This window comes from Nesterenkonia ebinurensis (assembly GCF_008711175.1).
In the GTDB taxonomy this organism is placed as follows: Bacteria; Actinomycetota; Actinomycetes; order Actinomycetales; family Micrococcaceae; genus Nesterenkonia; species Nesterenkonia ebinurensis.
In genome coordinates, this window is record NZ_VWNF01000047.1 from 143303 (window position 1) to 158889 (window position 15587).

The following is a 15587-nucleotide window of genomic DNA, read 5'->3' on the forward strand; positions in this document are numbered from 1 at the left end:
GCAACAAGCCGGGATTCTCCTAGGCCCCTTGAGCCAGATGCCTGCCCTGTGAGATCACCTGGCGCCACGAGATGAGGGCTTGGACGATCGCGAATGCGATCAGGACGGTGAACAGCAGCCAGTACCCGAACTGCACGATGATCCACCCCACGGCGAGGGGAGAGGCGAGAATCGCGGTCTGGAAGACAAGGCCAGCGATCGGAAGCACCTGGGGTGCAACCGAGTCCGTGGAAACCGCGACAACGTGCGCCTGGGTGGCGGGTAGGGCCAGTCCGTATCCCAGCCCCATGGCTGCGGAGGCGGTCGCGTATGCGAGAGGGTTGGATCCGACGACCAGGAAGGATGCGACCGCGATCAGCATGACGGTGATCGAGATGGCGATCACGCGGACCTGGTCGAACCGCCTGACCCAAGGTGCGACAAGGAACCGGACCGCGATGACGGCGATGGTGTAGGCGACGTAGAAGAGTGAGTAGTCGAGACCCTGGGTGTTGGCGAAGGTGGTCTGGAACTGGGTCATGGTCGTGAACAAGCAGGCGAACAGTGCGATCACCAGCAACCACGGCCCGACGGGGGGCCTGACCAACGTGGCACTCGTGCGCAGTAGGCTCAGTTGTCGTTCGCCGCCTCGGTCGGGCGAAGTGGCTCTACGACGGTCAGGCGTCAGCGCTGCTGCGACCACGGTGGAGACCGCGGCAGCCGCGCAGACCAGGCCCGCGACGATGAATGTTCCGCGGAAGCCAAGCGAGGTGTGGGACATCCACCCGGCCAGCACCGGGCCGGCGCCGATACCCAGCTGCTGAGTGCCTGTCAGATACCCGAAGTAGGTCACCCGCCCGGAATCGGTGACCATCTCGTTCATCACCATCGGCATCACGGTGTAGACCACCGCCCAGGCCGTGCCCAGCAGGAGACCCACGACGGCCAGGGGTTCCCAACCGCCAGTCACGGTTGAGGTCGCGGCAGCGCCGGCACCGAACACGGTGATCGCCAGCACCAGCACCCACTGCGGGCGTAACGCCTCTGGATGGCTGCTAAGGACGATCAGACTCAGGACTGCGGGGATCACCGCCGCTGACAGTACGAGACCGAAGCTGGCCACGCTGCCGCCGAGGTCTTGTACGTACAACGGCAGCAGGAGCAGCATGCCGAAGCTGGTCGAGATACCCAGGGCCGACAGCAACACGGCGACGACAGCCGCTGCCCCCACGCCGGGACGCAAAGCGTCCGGTCGGCCATGTGAGTCCACTACTTCACCAGGTTTCGTTCCCATGCATATATCATCGAACATAAGAACGCCGATCAACATGTACATGTGAAGGTAGTGAAGCCATAATGGTTGATGACTCGAAGACCAAAAGCTCTTTTCGGCTACAGAACGGATCCACGTCTCTCGACGAGGTTAACTGTCGAATCCTCAGCGTCTTGGCAGACGAACCGCGACTCAGCACTTCGGCGCTGGCGCGCAAGGTCGCCATGTCGACACCTGCGGTGCGGGAACGCGTGAAGCGACTCGAAGAGGTTGGCGTGATCCGCGGCTACCACCTCGACATCGACCCCGCTGCCATCGGACTGCCCGTCGCCGCATGGGTCAGGGTTCGTCCCGGCCCAGGACAACTGCCCAAGATCGCCAAACTCGCGGAGGCGGTCCCACAAGTCAGCGAGTGCCACCGCATCTCCGGCGAGGACTGCTTCCTGCTCAAGGTGCACGTACCCCGGATCGAAGACCTGGAAGGCGTGCTCGACCGATTTCTCCTCTACGGACAGACGACCAGTTCCCTGATCGTCTCCTCGCCCGTACTACCCAGACCCGTTCTTCCCGCAGCCGCGGAATAGCACTCTTCTGAACCGTTCTGGGTTTTGTGGAGAGTTTGGTGTGTTCCGGGTTTGGTGGTGTCGGGATTTCTTGGGTTCTCATGCCGCGGTGATGATGCGATGGCGTTCGTCTTCTACTGGGGTGACCCACCCCAGCCGGCCATGGCGACGTTTGCGGTTGTGCCAGATTTCGAGGTATTCGAAGATGGCGTTGGCGAGTTCGATTCGGGTGTTCCAGATCAGGGTATCGAGAAGTTCAACCTGCATCCGGGACCAGAACGCCTCGATCATGGAGTGGTCATAGCAGTCCCCGACCGATCCCATTGAGGGGAGTCGCCCGGCAGCTTTGGCCCGTGTGGTGAAGGCCCAGGAACCAAACTGAACACCTTGGTCAGAATGGATTACTGTTCCTGGTTCAGCGTTCGCCCCTAAACGTGTGTCGATAGCCATCCCTAACGCGTTGGTCGCCAGGGCAGCAGTAGGTGAGGAGTCGATGGACCATCCCACCACCCGGCGAGAGAAGGTATCTAGCACCACGCAGCAGAAGACCTTGTCTTCGCGAGTGCGATGTTCGGTGAGATCGGTAACCCATAGCCGGTTTGGTTCCTGGCGGGGGAAATTGCGTTTCACCAGGTCTGTAGAGATCTGGTCGGGAAGGATCCGTTTCCACCTGCGCCGTCCCGTCAGGCCTTTCAGTCCGGCGCGCTGCATCAACAGGCCCACCTGCAGATGATCAACGCTGATGCCTTTACCCAAGGTGAGTTCGGCATGGACACGTCGGATGCCGTATCGGCCGTGAGAAGCCGCATGGACCTCGGTGATGACCTCGGTCAGCCACGCGTGTCGGATCTGCCGTTGGGAGGGCGCCCGATGGCGTTGAGCATAGTAACCGGACTCCGCCACCGACAGGACTCGGCACGCGACCTGGACCGGTAGCCCCTGGGCAGCGATCATCTCGACCGCCGCATGCCGCCTTTTGGGTCGGCGTCGGCCTTGAGCGCCTCCACCGCCTTTGTTGTCACAGCAAGCTGGACCTCTAGCTCGGCGATCCGTTTCTTCGCCGCACGCAGCTCAGCTTTCTCCGCAGTACTCAGCCCTACGATCAGGCCTCGGTCGATTCTGTCCTGGCGGCGCCAGGCGTAGATGGTTTGGTCACTGACCCCCAAGTCATGAGCGATGCTCGCAACGCTGCGCCCAGCGTTGAGCAGGTCCAGAACTCTACGTCGGAACTCGGCTGGATATCCTCTTCGTCCCATATGGCACTCCAATGCTCAGGACACCAGAATCCACGAAATTCAAACTCCTCGGAACCCAAGACACACCAGCCTCCATCAAACAGTGAAAATGGAATAGAGGACTTCGGGAGGGGTCTGGCTTCCTATCAAACTGACGCACTCTCCAGCGGTGTTGTCCTGCCTGGGACCCGTCGATTCCTCCCGGAGTCCTCGCTCAACGGCCTGGATGCCCAGATCGAGCAGGGATGTGACTTCATAGGACCCTGTGCAACGAGACCCGTCACTGTTGTGTCCTCCCAACCCGGTCTAGAGTCATCCAGCGCGAAGCCCTCGCGAAGGAGACGATCTCACCATGACGGTTCCATCTCTTGTCAGTCAAGAAATTGTTGTCGCCGGAATCGATGCCCATCAGGACACCCATCACGTTGCGGTACTCACCCATACCGGCACCCTTCTCAGGCATCAGCAGTTTCCCGCCACCGGACCCGGATACATAGCCCTGCTGGACTGGGTCGCCGCATTCGGACTCATCGACAGGATCGGTGTGGAATCGACGGGATCCTACGCCGCTGGTCTGACTCGATTCCTCACCGCGCAGGGCATCGATGTACGAGAAGTCAATATGCCCCACACCCATACCAAGGCACGCCGCGGCAAGAGCGACGCAATCGACGCCGAGGCGGCCGCCCGCAAAACCCTCGCTGGTGACGCTACAGCGGTGCCAAAGATGACCACAGGTCTCATCGAGTCCATTCGCTATCTGACACTGGCCAGGCAGTCTGCGGTCGAAGCCCGTTCAAGCGCGCTGGTGCAGCTGCAGGCGCTGCTGATCACCGCCCCGAATAGTGTGCGTGAGCGAATCACCGCGTCATCAGGTGCCGGCAAAGCCGTTCAATGTCTGAGATTGCGTGCGGACGTAGGTCGACTGGATGAACCGACACACGCCGCGAAGCTGGTTCTGCGCACATTGGCTGTGCGTATCAGAGGCTTCGACGAGGAGATCGCAACCCTGGACACCCACCTGGCTGGCATGGTCCAAGATGCCGCACCCACGCTTCTGAACCGGGTCGGGATCAGCACCGGCCATGCCGCCCAATTGTTGATCACGGCTGGGGAGAACATCGACAGGTTGCATTCGGAGGCAGCATTCGCACGTTTGTGCGGCGTTGCTCCGATCCCGGTGTCCTCGGGCAAATCTCACCGCATGCGCCTGCATCGAGGCGGTGACCGGCAAGCGAATAGAGCCCTACATATGATTGCAGTCTGCCGACTCCGGTACGACCCCAGAACCCGTGCCTACATGCAGCGGCGCCAGAGTGAGGGGCTCTCGAAGAAGGACGTTCTGCGATGCCTCAAGCGGTTCATCGCAAGAGAGGTCTACAACGACCTCAAAACCGACCTCGGGGTCCCTTGACGCTCTATAGGACCGTCCCAGGGCGGTTCACCTCCGATAACCCGCAACGTTAAGCCGAGGAATCCCTACCGACCCGTAGCACCACGAACCAGCAGCAAATTCCTCGGCTTAACGAAAACCTCGGCATAATCCGAATGTGCCACCAGCTGCCCGCGTTCGACGGGGTGGCCCTCGCGTCCTCGCTGCCACAGGCCCATGCGCAGGGGCAGGTCCACCAGCTCGGTGGCCTTGATGGTATCGGCGTGCCAGCCGATGATCCGCTGGGCGAAGACATCGACGATGAAGGCCACGTAGACAAACCCGGCCCAGGTGCGCACATATGTGAAGTCCGCGACCCAGACCCGGTTCGGCGCCGCGGCGGTGAAGTCACGATTGAGCAGATCCCCAGCCCGTGTGTCGTCCTTAGCCGGGATGGTGGTGCGCGCGGCCTTACCCCGGCGGACTCCGGCCAGGCCCAGGGTCCTCATGGCCCGATCCACCGCACCCGGGGTGGCCCCGGGCAGGCGACGGCGAATGGCCGCGGTCATCTTCCTGCGCCCGTAGAGGCCCTCAGCGGTGCGTTTGATGGTGCCGCCCTCCTTGCGCTTATAGGCCAGAGAGCGGATGGCATCTTCGACCATCGCGTCGGTGATGGTCCTGGTTGCCGGCTGGTGGTGGGCCTGTTTCCAGGCTCGGTAGGTCCTTGCCGCGACCGGCGTCCCCTCAGCGGTGAGGATGGCGCAGATCGACTCGACGGCATGACCATCAGAGCGCAGCTGATCGATGAAAGCGCTGATCAGCGGGATCGGGGGTCGAGTTCCCCCGCGAAGAAAATCGAGGCCTTACGCAGAATCTCGTTGGTCTCCTTCAACCGCTTGTTCTCGGCCTTCAACCGGCGAATCTCTTCGAGCTCACCGGTGGAGGTTCCCTCGCGGGTGCCGTGGTCGATCTCGTGCTGGGTGATCCATCGGCGCAAGGAGTCCCGGCCGACGCCCAGCTGGGCGGAGACGGCCTTGATGGCCGCGGTGCGGGAGGAGTACTCCGACTGGTGGTCCAGCACCAGACGGACGGCCCGCTGCTTCAGAGCGGGATCGGTGATTCGAGGCATGACTGCATCCTTTCAGCTTAAAAAGATGCGGCATCAAACCTGAGGCGCTTCAGATTCTGGCTAAACTGTGTTGCGTTGTAATGAGGAACTCTCATTCAACAAAAGAGCGAAATGAAGCTTCTGCAGATGTTCCCCCGCGAAAGTGCCCCCAGTGATCCGTTCTAATTTACGGATCCTGGTATACAACGTTGTGCGGCTGAGACCGAGTTCACGTGCCAAGTCTGCCTTATTATTGCCCGTACGGGCTGCCGCATAGACCAACTCTCTTAGATCTTGGGCATGTACTCCTGTCAGGCCATAACTGTACTTTTCTCGGAACCAGTCAAGGTCTGGATTGGTCGTCAGGTGCGCGATCACAGCCTCGGTGCCGAGATCTTCGGCCATCACGTACCCTCGCTTCTGCGACTCCGAGTGTGGACTCAGGACTGTAGGTAGGCGAGCAGCAGATCTAACTATGCCCGCAGCTCTTCCTAGACTGGGTAGGACCTCGTCAAGTCGGCTGAGACGATCGTCAACGCCTATCAAATGACGAGGAATGAGATTGTATGTGCGTCTCCGAGCTACCTCTTCACGCATGGAGCTCACCATCGATCCAACCTTCTTATGCAGAATATTTTCACTTGACGAGGAAGGCATGGAGACCAATACAAAGATTTCCCGCCCTGCTCCTGAGGCCACTAGAACGGGGAATCGGGCATGAAATGCTGCTTCGCGGATAAGACCTGCGAAGCGAGGCAAACGTTCCTCAGCCAAGTCCGAGGAAGTCTCATGAACCCGAAGCACCATCGCTACATACTTGCTGTCCCGTGGCATCCCCAAGACAGCTGCACGGTCCTCCAATTCTTGGGCGGAGAGCCCACCGGGGGCCTTTAAATCATCAAGTAGGTTAGTCGTGGCGCTCACGATTGGATCCCATCGGCCAGATGGATCTTGAAAGTTCATCTGTCGCGAGATTACTTCCCGGTGCAAACATTCAGTGATGTCTATGAATCTCACTTCACGTGAGAACCGAAGCAACGGGACAAGGTTTTTGGCATCTACCCGTGATTCGCGTTCCAGAGCCACTGAAGCAAGGGCCTTGAGAAGGCGGGGACGATCCTCGTGAACTTCCACGATAAACCCGGCGGCTGAAGCGGCATCTAGCTGGTCGAGGAAGGAGGAAAGCGCCTCTTCGAGGTCTGGGCGTCGCTCGGTATATCGGGCCAGCGTGGAAAGTACAAGTTCCCCACCATCAAGTAAGTCACGAGGGTGCTCATCAGCGGTGTTGTGAGTCCAGCGAACAGATCGGCTAAGGGTTGCACTGGGAGTTAATAACTTGGGGTTCCCAAACGCCACAGGGCGCATTCTGAGCGCTTCTTCTACAGTGAGTGTCCTCGGGGACCCGCCGGAAGACTCTTGAGCGAACCACATCTCAGCATGAGCCATACACCTCATCCTAGGGATGGTGTGTATCCAGAATGTAAAGCTTGCACAACGATGGTTTTACGTCCTGGGGCGGTTTCTACCGGTGCAGCCACCGGTAGAAACCGCCCCAGGACACGTCACAGAATTGAACCCACTACGGTTCAACGCAGGCGTAACACCATCGGAAACACTAACTTGACATTGTATTCAGAAGTTCTCTTGAAATTGGACATGCTGAGTCCTTCACAAGTGGGCCGTAGCAGTGAAACTTAATGCATGGCGAAAACGATGCACGCACCTTCATTTCCTGACACCTCTCAGTCCAGCTCTGCGCAACGGGTTACTGCCGAGCAGATCGAAGCCGGCCGAGTAGGTAAGACGCTCGACAAGCAACACGTGTTCCATACCTGGAGCGCACAAGACAAGATCAACCCGATGGTGATTCTCGACGCTGAGGGATCCTGGGTATGGGATGGGGAAGGCAACAGGCTGCTCGATCTGACCAGTCAGTTGATGTACACCAACGCCGGTCATAAGCATCCGAAAATCCTGGCAGCCATCAAAGAGCAGGCTGACAAGCTATGCACTGTCGCGCCGCAGCATTCCAATGAGACTCGTTCGGAAGCCGCCAGACTTATTACCGAACTCCTGCCGGCAGACATTAATCACGTGCTCTTCACGAATGGTGGCGCGGACGCCAACGAACATTCCGTTCGTATGGCACGCCTCCACACGGGGCGTCGTAAAGTGCTCTCTGCTTATCGCTCCTACCATGGCGGAACCCAGTTGGCCGTGAACATCACTGGCAACCCCAAGAGGCGAGTGCCGAACGATGACCAGTATGGAATCGTTCACTTCCTGCCGCCGTACGCGTATCAAAGCCACTTCCACTCTGACTCAGAAGAGCAAGAGGCCGAAAGGGCCCTGGCGCACCTTCGCGAAATCGTCGTATTTGAAGGGCCCGAGCAGGTCGCAGCGATCCTCTTCGAAGGTATCCCGGGGACGGCTGGAATCTACAAGTACCCAGTAAGTTACATGCAGGGTGTTCGTGAGCTATGTGACGAGTACGGCATCGTACTGATCATCGATGAAGTGATGGCTGGCTTCGGCCGATCAGGAAAGTGGTTTTCACATGAACACTACGGAATTGAACCCGACATCGTGACCTTTGCTAAAGGGGTCAACAGCGGCTACGTGCCAATGGGCGGCGTAGCCATGGACGACAAAATATTCGATTCGTTCAGAGAAGAAACGTATCCAGGTGGCCTGACCTACTCGGGGCACCCGCTAGCGGCGGCGGCGGCGATCGCGAATATCCACGCACTGCGGAACGAAAAAATGGTGGAGAACGCTGCTCGTGTTGGCCAAGAAGTTATAGGCCCTCGACTCGAGCAGATCAAGAACGGCCATCCTGCAGTGGGTGATGTTCGCGGTGTAGGGGTTTTTTGGGCCATCGAGCTGGTCAAAGACAAGGCAACGCGAGAGCCCCTAGCTCCCTACGGACAGGTTCCGCCTTGCGTTCCCCGGATGGTGGCCGCCGCCAAGGATAGAGGGGTACTTCCTTGGAGCGCGATGAACCGCGTCCAGATCTGCCCACCCCTCAACGTGAGTGACGAAGAGATGCACTTCGGTCTTGACGTTCTCGACGAAGTTTTAGCGATTGCTGATGAGGAGAGGGAGAGCGACGCATGACGGAATGGCGACTAGCAATTGATGTCGGTGGAACTTTTACTGACTTTGCCCTGGTCCACCCCATCCGGAAGAAAATCGAGGTAGGGAAAGTCTTGACAACTCCCGACGATCCTTCGACTGCCATCCTCAGTGGCGCTCGAGACCTCCTCGATCGGCACGGCGTGGAGCTCGATGAGGTGGGCTCGATCGTCCACGCCACTACAATCGCGCCCAACACCATTATCCAGGCTGCTGGGGCAAAAGTAGGCCTAGTCGTAACACATGGCTTCCGGGATGTCATGTTCATGGGGCGCCCCACCCGGTATAACACCTACAGCATTCTCGAGTTGGAACGTCACAAGCCGCTCCTGGAGCGGAAACATGTCTATGAGGCAACTGAACGAACAGCCGCCGATGGCATAATTCTCACCACGCCTGACCAGGAGGAGCTTAAAGACCTTTGTCTACGGATGGCAAAGGACGGCATCGAATCAGTCGCGGTCGCGTTCATCAACTCATACGCCAATCCTTCTAACGAACTACAGACAGCAGAATCGATTCAGCAGTACTTGCCCGGAGTCCCAGTCACTACATCCGCATCGTTGACTCGAATGGCCGCTGAGTACGAGCGTTTCAGCACCTGCGTCGCCAACGCTTATGTCAAGCCAAAGTTTCAGGCCTATATCGACCGGCTGACGTCCGGACTCAAGAACTTAGGGTTCACCGGAGATATCCACATGATGCAGTCCAACGGTGGTTTCACTCCGCCAGAGGCGTTGGTACAGAAACCACTGGTCGCGGTAGAGGCAGGACCTGCAGGCGGAATCATCGCCGCACGAGCTTTTGCTCAAGCTTCCAATGAGAACCACATTATCGCTTTCGACATGGGGGGGACCACGGCCAAAGTTTGCCTGGTAGAACCGGGTCCTCTGCCGGTCGGAACAAGCATTGAGATCGACCGCGAGCAGCTGAGAGACGGCACTGGAATTCCTCTTCGGGTGCCGAGTGTCGACGTCATCGAGATCGGAGCCGGCGGCGGCAGCATTGCCCAACCTCGTCTTGGAATGGTACAAGTCGGTCCAAAGAGCGCTGGTGCAGACCCAGGGCCCGCCTGTTATGCACGGGGAGGGACCCAAGCGACGGTCACCGATGCGAATATCACTTTGGGCTACCTGGCAGCAGAGGATTTCGCGTCGGACGAGCTGGCACTGAGTGTGGGGGCCGCAAGAGCTGCTATCTCCGACGAGATCGGATCGGAACTAGGGCTCACCACCGACGCCGCTGCCTGGGCCATTCACGATGCCGTGACCCTCAACATGGAGCACGCTCTTCGGGCCGCGAGTGTGGATCGGGGCAAAGACCCCCGCGGATTCGCTCTAGTCGCAACTGGCGGGGCCGCACCTACCCATGCGAGCCGGCTGGCCCGGCGTCTCGGCATGGCTAAGGTCATCATTCCACCTTATGCGGGTGTTGCCTCCTCCTTGGGTTTTCTGGAGGCAGACTTTCGACAGGATGTGACCGTCCATATCAATGAGAGTTTCGATGAAAACACCTGGCAGTCTCTTGAGAACCGAATCGAAGAAACCAAAAAAGACCCAACGCTTCGTGAGGCCGAGACCACGTCAGAAGAGAGCCGGTCCTATTACGAGACCTTCGCCCGCATGTCGTGCAAAGGCCAGGGCAGTGACCTAGAGATCTCGTTGATGGGTCTCTCCAGCGCGGCAGAAGTGCTGCACCAGTTTAAGCACCAGTACGAGGATCTTTACGGATCCATGCCGCCTGCAGGTCCGGTCACCGTCACCAGCATCCGGGTGGCTCGCGTTACTGAATCTGGTTCCAAGGTCAGTGAGGCAGCGACTCATGCGGATACCACAGCGAATCCGACCGATAGTGGCAAAACCCGTGAGGTGTACTTCCCAGAAGTGAGGGGCAGAGTGAGGTGTGCTGTGTACACACGGGAACAATTGCGGGGCGCCCCAATCCCTGGTCCAGTCGTGATCGTGGACTCGGAGTGCAGCACGCTGGTACTGCCCGGGGACAAGGTGCATGTGGACGCTTTCGGAAGCGTCATCATCGACGTAAATCAGAAACAACCCGAAGATGAGGTGGTCTAAGTGGCGGACACAATGACGAGAGCCGTGGTCTGGCGCGGCCTGATTGCTGCAGCTAATGACGCCGGCCGGGTCCTGAAACGTACTGCTTTCTCGGGGGCTATACAAGAAGGACAGGACTTCTCGATCGGGGTCTTCGACGAACAAGGAAGAATGATCGTTCAGGGGGATTTCAGCCCGGGCCACCTGGGAGCCATGCCCTCGGTGATTAAACACGTAGAAGACTACTTTCCAAGAGGTTCCCTCAGTGCGGGCGACGCCGTTCTACTGAATGACCTCTTTATGGGGTCGGGCCACCTTTTGGATTTCTTCTTGGCCACTCCTGTTTTCGTAGAGAAGGAGTTCATGGGGTACGCAGTCAGCTGTGCTCACATGGCTGATGTAGGAGGCGCCTCCCCCGGTTCTCAGCAAGTGGAAGGAATATTCGACTTCTATCAGGAAGGAATTCGTTTTCTTCCAACACTGATGTGGCACGAAGGCGAAGCGGTGGGCGACGTCCATCGGATCCTCGCAGCAAATGTGCGGGTGCCAGACACTGTGCTGGGGGATATTCAAGCGATGCGAAACGCTAATTTAGTGGTTGAAAAGAGATTTAGCGAACTTGTGATGAACCAAGGGAAAGCGGCGTTTCGCCAAGTCTGTGATGAGGTACTCAGCATTTCCGAGGCGGCGATGCGCGCTGAGATCTCCAAGTGGCCGAATGGAGTCTACTCTGCAACGGACTATTACGATGACTTCGGACCCGGCACTGATTCGCTGAAGATTTCGGTTCAGGTCACAGTTAACGATGATTCAGTTGACTTTGATTTTTCCAACAGTAGTCCTCAAACTCGCTCTGGAATTAATGCTGTCAGAAACTATCTTGACTCTTACACACTCTTCAGCGTCAAGTCGATGGCCGACGATGGTCAGGTTCCACAAAATGCAGGCTCCATGGCGCCCATTAATATTACCTGTACCCCGGGGACAGTTGTTAGCGCTATTCCGCCGGCCGGAGGTGGAGCTCGGGCGATTATGCAGCAGCGTATTGTGGACGTGATTTTTCAAGCCATGGCGGAGGCAATACCAGATCGAGTCTTAGCGCCCTCATCCCATTGGGCGAATCCCATTATCGGCGGCTACGACCCAGAAACCGGCAAGCAATTCGTGAACTACGAAATCGTGGTCGGAGGATTCGGAGGACGACCAGATCGCGACGGCGTTGAGGCAATGTCGGCTTCGTTCAATATTGACACCGTGCCAGTGGAGATCGCCGAAGCAGCTGCTCCACTTCGCGTACTTCGTCACTCATTCATCCAGGACTCTGCGGGCGTCGGACAGTTCAGGGGCGGATTCGGGGTGCGGAAGGACATCCAGTTCTTCGGCAAGGACATGACCCTCACGAATTTGGGAGAGCGGCATGTCTTCCAACCTCCCGGAATACTTGGCGGTGAACCAGGCATTTCGGCTTCGACGGTGCTCAATCCGGACAAGGAGACAGCGAAGGAACTCCATTCCAAAGGAACGTACTTCCTGGACTACGCGGACGTGGTCTCCTTCAGGCTCTCGGGCGGAGGAGGCTACGGTTCTGCTAGTGAACGTTCCGCGAAGGCAGTCGCTGCAGATGTTGAAGCCGGCTTGGTGACTGAGAGTGCCGCCCTGGCGAACTATCCCGCTTACCGTGAATCACAGCCTCTCAAAACGCGCAAGGAGGCAAAGTGAGGACGATCGATAACATCATTGGGTCGGTTCCTGGGGTTGGTGGAAAGGAGCACGTAAGTCTCTATCACTCCTACACAGGAAAGCAGACGGCTCAGGTTGCTTTAGCGACCACGGAGAACGTGACCAGCGCACTTGTGGCCGCGGATGGTGCTCGGGCGGAACTCGCGAATTATCCAGCACACAAGCGGGCTACGTTGCTCCGGCAATTCAGTGAGCGTATCGAGGGTCAATTTCAGGTTCTGGTCGACGGAATCGTGGCGGATGTGGGAAAACCACGCTCCGAGGCGCAGCTCGAGGTTCATCGTTCGATAGAAGTGGCGCGGCTTACCGCTGACGCTCTGCTGGGCCTCTCTGGTGAGGTCGTTGCCATGGGGGCGAGTGCTTCGGCAGCAGGAAAAGCCGGATTCGAGTATCGAGTCCCGGCCGGCGTCGTAGTTGCCATAACACCATTCAACGCGCCTCTGAACCTGTCGGTCTCCAAAGTCGTCGCTGCCTTGGGAGCGGGGTGCCCTGTAATTCTCAAACCGCCGCTTAATGCCGCCCAAGCGCCCACGACTGCGATGCGTGAGCTCATCCAACTCGATTGGCCAACTGGTGCTATCTCCGTGGTCCAGGGAGGGAGCGATGCCGGAGAGCAACTCGTTAGCTCCGACATTCCGCGTGTTGTGACTTTCACCGGAAGCTTGGCGGCGGCACAGGCCATCACCAAGGTTTCCGGGGTAAAGAAGCTGGTCTTGGAACTGGGTTCCATGGCACCGACGATCGTTTGTGACGACGCTGATCTCGACGATGCTGCGAATCGTCTACTCCGAGGTGGTTTTGGGACCGCCGGCCAAGCATGCATCGCAACTCAGCGCGTCCTTGTTCAAGAGCAAGTATGGGATGACTTTGTCGCTTCCTATGTTCCCCGCGTTAAGGATCTGTGTGTCGGTGACCCCGATAATTTGAATACTGTGGTCGGGCCCATGATTGATGAAGACGCCGCGCAGCGGGTGCACGATTGGATCCAAGAAGCTCAGGCATCGGGAGCTTCTATCCTTTGCGGGGGGGACCGACTTGCTCCTCGTATCGTTGAGCCCACCGTTTTAGCAAACGTACCTCAGAACGTGAAGCTGGCGACCAGGGAGGTATTTGGCCCTGTAGTGGAACTGATTCCCTTCCGAACAGACCAAGAGGCTGTGGATATTTCTAATAGTACCCCTTATGGTCTCCAAGCAGGTGTTTTCACTAGCACTATTGACCGCGCGTTCTCTTTCTTCACCGCGCTTGAATTCGGTGGCGTACAAATCAACGAGTCAAGCCGAGTGCGGCACGACCTTCATGCATTCGGCGGCCGAAAGGGGAGCGGTCTTGGTTCTGAGGGAGTAAAGCACGCCCTTGAGGAAATGACAGAAATAAAGTTCATGGGTGTCCGCCTGAAAGCGGATTATCCGTACTGATATCAAGAGGGGAAGCTAATGAACAGCAGGTCACAGACTGGACGAACTCGCAAATCAACAGGCGCTGCAATTCTTGTGCTGGTGGCAATGGCGGGTCTCGCCGCATGCGGCGGGGGTAACGGCGGCGAAGACAATGGTGGTGACGAGGAACAGACTCTGCGTTTCGGACACTACCAGGCTCGTGGCCCAGCGGTTGAGGGTGAAGGCAGGCTGGCCGATGCTATTACCGAATCGGAGAACAACAGCTTGACCATCGACGTGGGCTGGTCGGAATCTTATGGTGCAGCGGGCGAACTCGCCGATCTCGTGCAAGCTGGAGCACTGGACATCGGGCTTGTAGTTACTCACTACGGCGTTGAAGGTTTTCCTATTCATGCTCTCCAAACGGCCGGGTTCTGGACCTCAGATTCAGTTGAGGGACTCGAAACTCAACGGGAACTTGTCAATGAGGTTTTCAATAGTGATCCCTTTGAGGAGGAACTCGAGAGTCACAACCAAGTCGGGTTGCTTCACCAGGCACTCGCTCCTTATTACCTGGTGTCCCCCGAACCAGGTTGTTCGTTGGAGGACCTTCAAGGTGCACGAGTACGGTCACTCGGTGAGACCTATCCGGCCGCCTTAGGAGCTATCGGAGCGACGCCTGTTTCGCTGACTGCCGCTGAATTCTACGAATCGATCGAACGAGGGAATGTCGACTATCTAACAGTGGCCGCGGCGCACATCGTGTCACAGGATTTACATGAAGTGGCTCCCTACGCTTGCGGTCCCATCTTCTGGTTAGGGAATGGGCACACGACCACGATGAATCTTGATGTCTGGAACAGTCTGAGTGAAGAGGAGCAGGAGGATATTCTGTCCATCGCGGAAGAGACCCAGGACTGGTATTTCGAGAACGCTATCCAGGAAGAAGAAAACCTCGTCGAGGAACTGTCGTCTGAGGGCATGACCTTCGAGTCCTTTCCAGAGAAAGACCTCCAAGAATGGATCGAACAAGCACCGGATTCTATTGAGTGGTGGAGCAGCCTCGTCGAGGATTCTCACCCGGACCTAGACGTCGGTGCGCTTGCGGAACAGGTCCGGGAGATCACCGAATTCTAACGAGAGTGTGCCATGTCTCCTGACAATAAATCGAGCGATGGCGTGGGGCGGGGTCGACTACTTGTCGACCGCGCCCTACGCCGGATCACCAGTGCGATGTCGATCACCCTTCTGTGCTTAGTGGCCACCGCCCTGTCGGTGAGTTTGATCATCAGCGCAACGGATGCGATCAGTGGTCGGTTGCTGAGTCAGCCGATCACTGGGGCCCTAGAGATGCGCGCTAACCTGCTGCCGGTTATTGGGTTCGGGGGATTGGCCTACGTACAGCACCGCAAGGAGCACATTAAAGTTGAACTCCTTACCTTCTTCTTGGGGGCTCGACTGCGCACTTATGCTTCAGTTCTAGCTCTGCTGATTATGGCCACCTTCGCAGTGCTGCTCATGCTGGCCACGTGGGAGGCCGCAGTACAAAGTTGGCAGATCGGACAGACGACCCCCGGCGCGGTTCAATTCCCCGTTTATCCCACGAAGTTCGCCATCTCATTTTCTCTTGGCGTACTGGCTCTTCAGTTCGTATTGGACGCGATTCGCGATATCGTTCGCCCCCCTGAAGCTGAACCGATGAACGACACCGGAACTGAAGTACCCCAGGGGCCCGTGGTCTGAGCACGT

General features: G+C 57.9%; 12 protein-coding genes and 2 pseudogenes. 8 read left to right on the top strand and 6 right to left on the bottom strand.

The window, feature by feature from the left end; translation table 11 throughout:
- Positions 1–19: 19 nt before the first annotated feature.
- Positions 20–1273, bottom strand: a complete 1254-nt coding sequence (locus F0311_RS15070; protein WP_191089962.1) for an MFS transporter — start codon at positions 1271–1273, stop codon at positions 20–22.
- A gap of 62 nt (positions 1274–1335) precedes the next feature.
- On the opposite strand from F0311_RS15070, the gene F0311_RS15075 reads away from it, so the two are divergent.
- On the top strand, positions 1336–1836 hold the full coding sequence (locus F0311_RS15075) for an Lrp/AsnC family transcriptional regulator (protein ID WP_150462761.1): 501 nt from the start codon (positions 1336–1338) through the stop codon (positions 1834–1836).
- Between the two features lie 78 nt (positions 1837–1914).
- Here the strand turns inward: F0311_RS15075 and F0311_RS15080 are convergent, their stop codons facing one another.
- Together F0311_RS15080 and F0311_RS15085 are read right to left on the bottom strand one after the other, a co-directional pair.
- On the bottom strand, positions 1915–2769 hold the full coding sequence (locus tag F0311_RS15080; RefSeq protein ID WP_150462762.1) for an IS3 family transposase: 855 nt from the start codon (positions 2767–2769) through the stop codon (positions 1915–1917).
- On the bottom strand, positions 2766–3071 hold the full coding sequence (locus F0311_RS15085; protein ID WP_150462763.1) for a transposase: 306 nt from the start codon (positions 3069–3071) through the stop codon (positions 2766–2768). Before F0311_RS15085 ends, F0311_RS15080 begins: the two co-directional genes overlap by 4 nt.
- 331 nt (positions 3072–3402) lie before the next feature.
- Between F0311_RS15085 and F0311_RS15090 the strand changes: the two genes are divergently transcribed.
- Positions 3403–4464, top strand: a complete 1062-nt coding sequence (locus F0311_RS15090) for an IS110 family RNA-guided transposase (protein ID WP_150462764.1) — start codon at positions 3403–3405, stop codon at positions 4462–4464.
- 128 nt (positions 4465–4592) lie between these two features.
- Here F0311_RS15090 and F0311_RS18585 read toward each other — a convergent pair.
- From F0311_RS18585 to F0311_RS19150, 3 genes and pseudogenes are all read right to left on the bottom strand, one after another.
- A pseudogene (locus F0311_RS18585) lies at positions 4593–5551 on the bottom strand (IS3 family transposase); the annotation flags it as partial.
- Positions 5552–5611: 60 nt separating this feature from the next.
- Positions 5612–5935, bottom strand: a complete 324-nt coding sequence (locus tag F0311_RS18590) for a helix-turn-helix domain-containing protein (protein ID WP_223881413.1) — start codon at positions 5933–5935, stop codon at positions 5612–5614.
- A 216-nt stretch (positions 5936–6151) separates the two neighbouring features.
- Positions 6152–6985: pseudogene (locus F0311_RS19150) on the bottom strand (PucR family transcriptional regulator ligand-binding domain-containing protein); the annotation flags it as partial.
- Between the two features lie 246 nt (positions 6986–7231).
- On the opposite strand from F0311_RS19150, the gene F0311_RS15110 reads away from it, so the two are divergent.
- From F0311_RS15110 to F0311_RS15135, 6 genes are read left to right on the top strand one after another with little or no spacing between them, the layout of a single operon-like run.
- On the top strand, positions 7232–8647 hold the full coding sequence (locus tag F0311_RS15110) for an aspartate aminotransferase family protein (protein ID WP_191089964.1): 1416 nt from the start codon (positions 7232–7234) through the stop codon (positions 8645–8647).
- Entirely contained in the window at positions 8644–10740 is a 2097-nt protein-coding gene (locus F0311_RS15115) for a hydantoinase/oxoprolinase family protein (protein ID WP_150462768.1), read from the top strand. The genes F0311_RS15110 and F0311_RS15115 overlap by 4 nt, the downstream gene beginning before the upstream one ends.
- The gene (locus F0311_RS15120; RefSeq protein WP_150462769.1) at positions 10741–12438 is read left to right on the top strand and encodes a hydantoinase B/oxoprolinase family protein; all 1698 of its coding nucleotides are present in this window, start codon (positions 10741–10743) and stop codon (positions 12436–12438) included.
- The gene (locus tag F0311_RS15125) at positions 12435–13877 is read left to right on the top strand and encodes an aldehyde dehydrogenase family protein (RefSeq protein ID WP_191089965.1); all 1443 of its coding nucleotides are present in this window, start codon (positions 12435–12437) and stop codon (positions 13875–13877) included. Before F0311_RS15120 ends, F0311_RS15125 begins: the two co-directional genes overlap by 4 nt.
- 18 nt (positions 13878–13895) lie before the next feature.
- Positions 13896–14975, top strand: coding sequence for a TRAP transporter substrate-binding protein DctP (gene dctP, locus F0311_RS15130; RefSeq protein ID WP_150462771.1), 1080 nt, complete (start codon positions 13896–13898; stop codon positions 14973–14975).
- Between the two features lie 12 nt (positions 14976–14987).
- On the top strand, positions 14988–15581 hold the full coding sequence (locus F0311_RS15135; RefSeq protein ID WP_150462772.1) for a TRAP transporter small permease subunit: 594 nt from the start codon (positions 14988–14990) through the stop codon (positions 15579–15581).
- Positions 15582–15587: the final 6 nt, after the last annotated feature.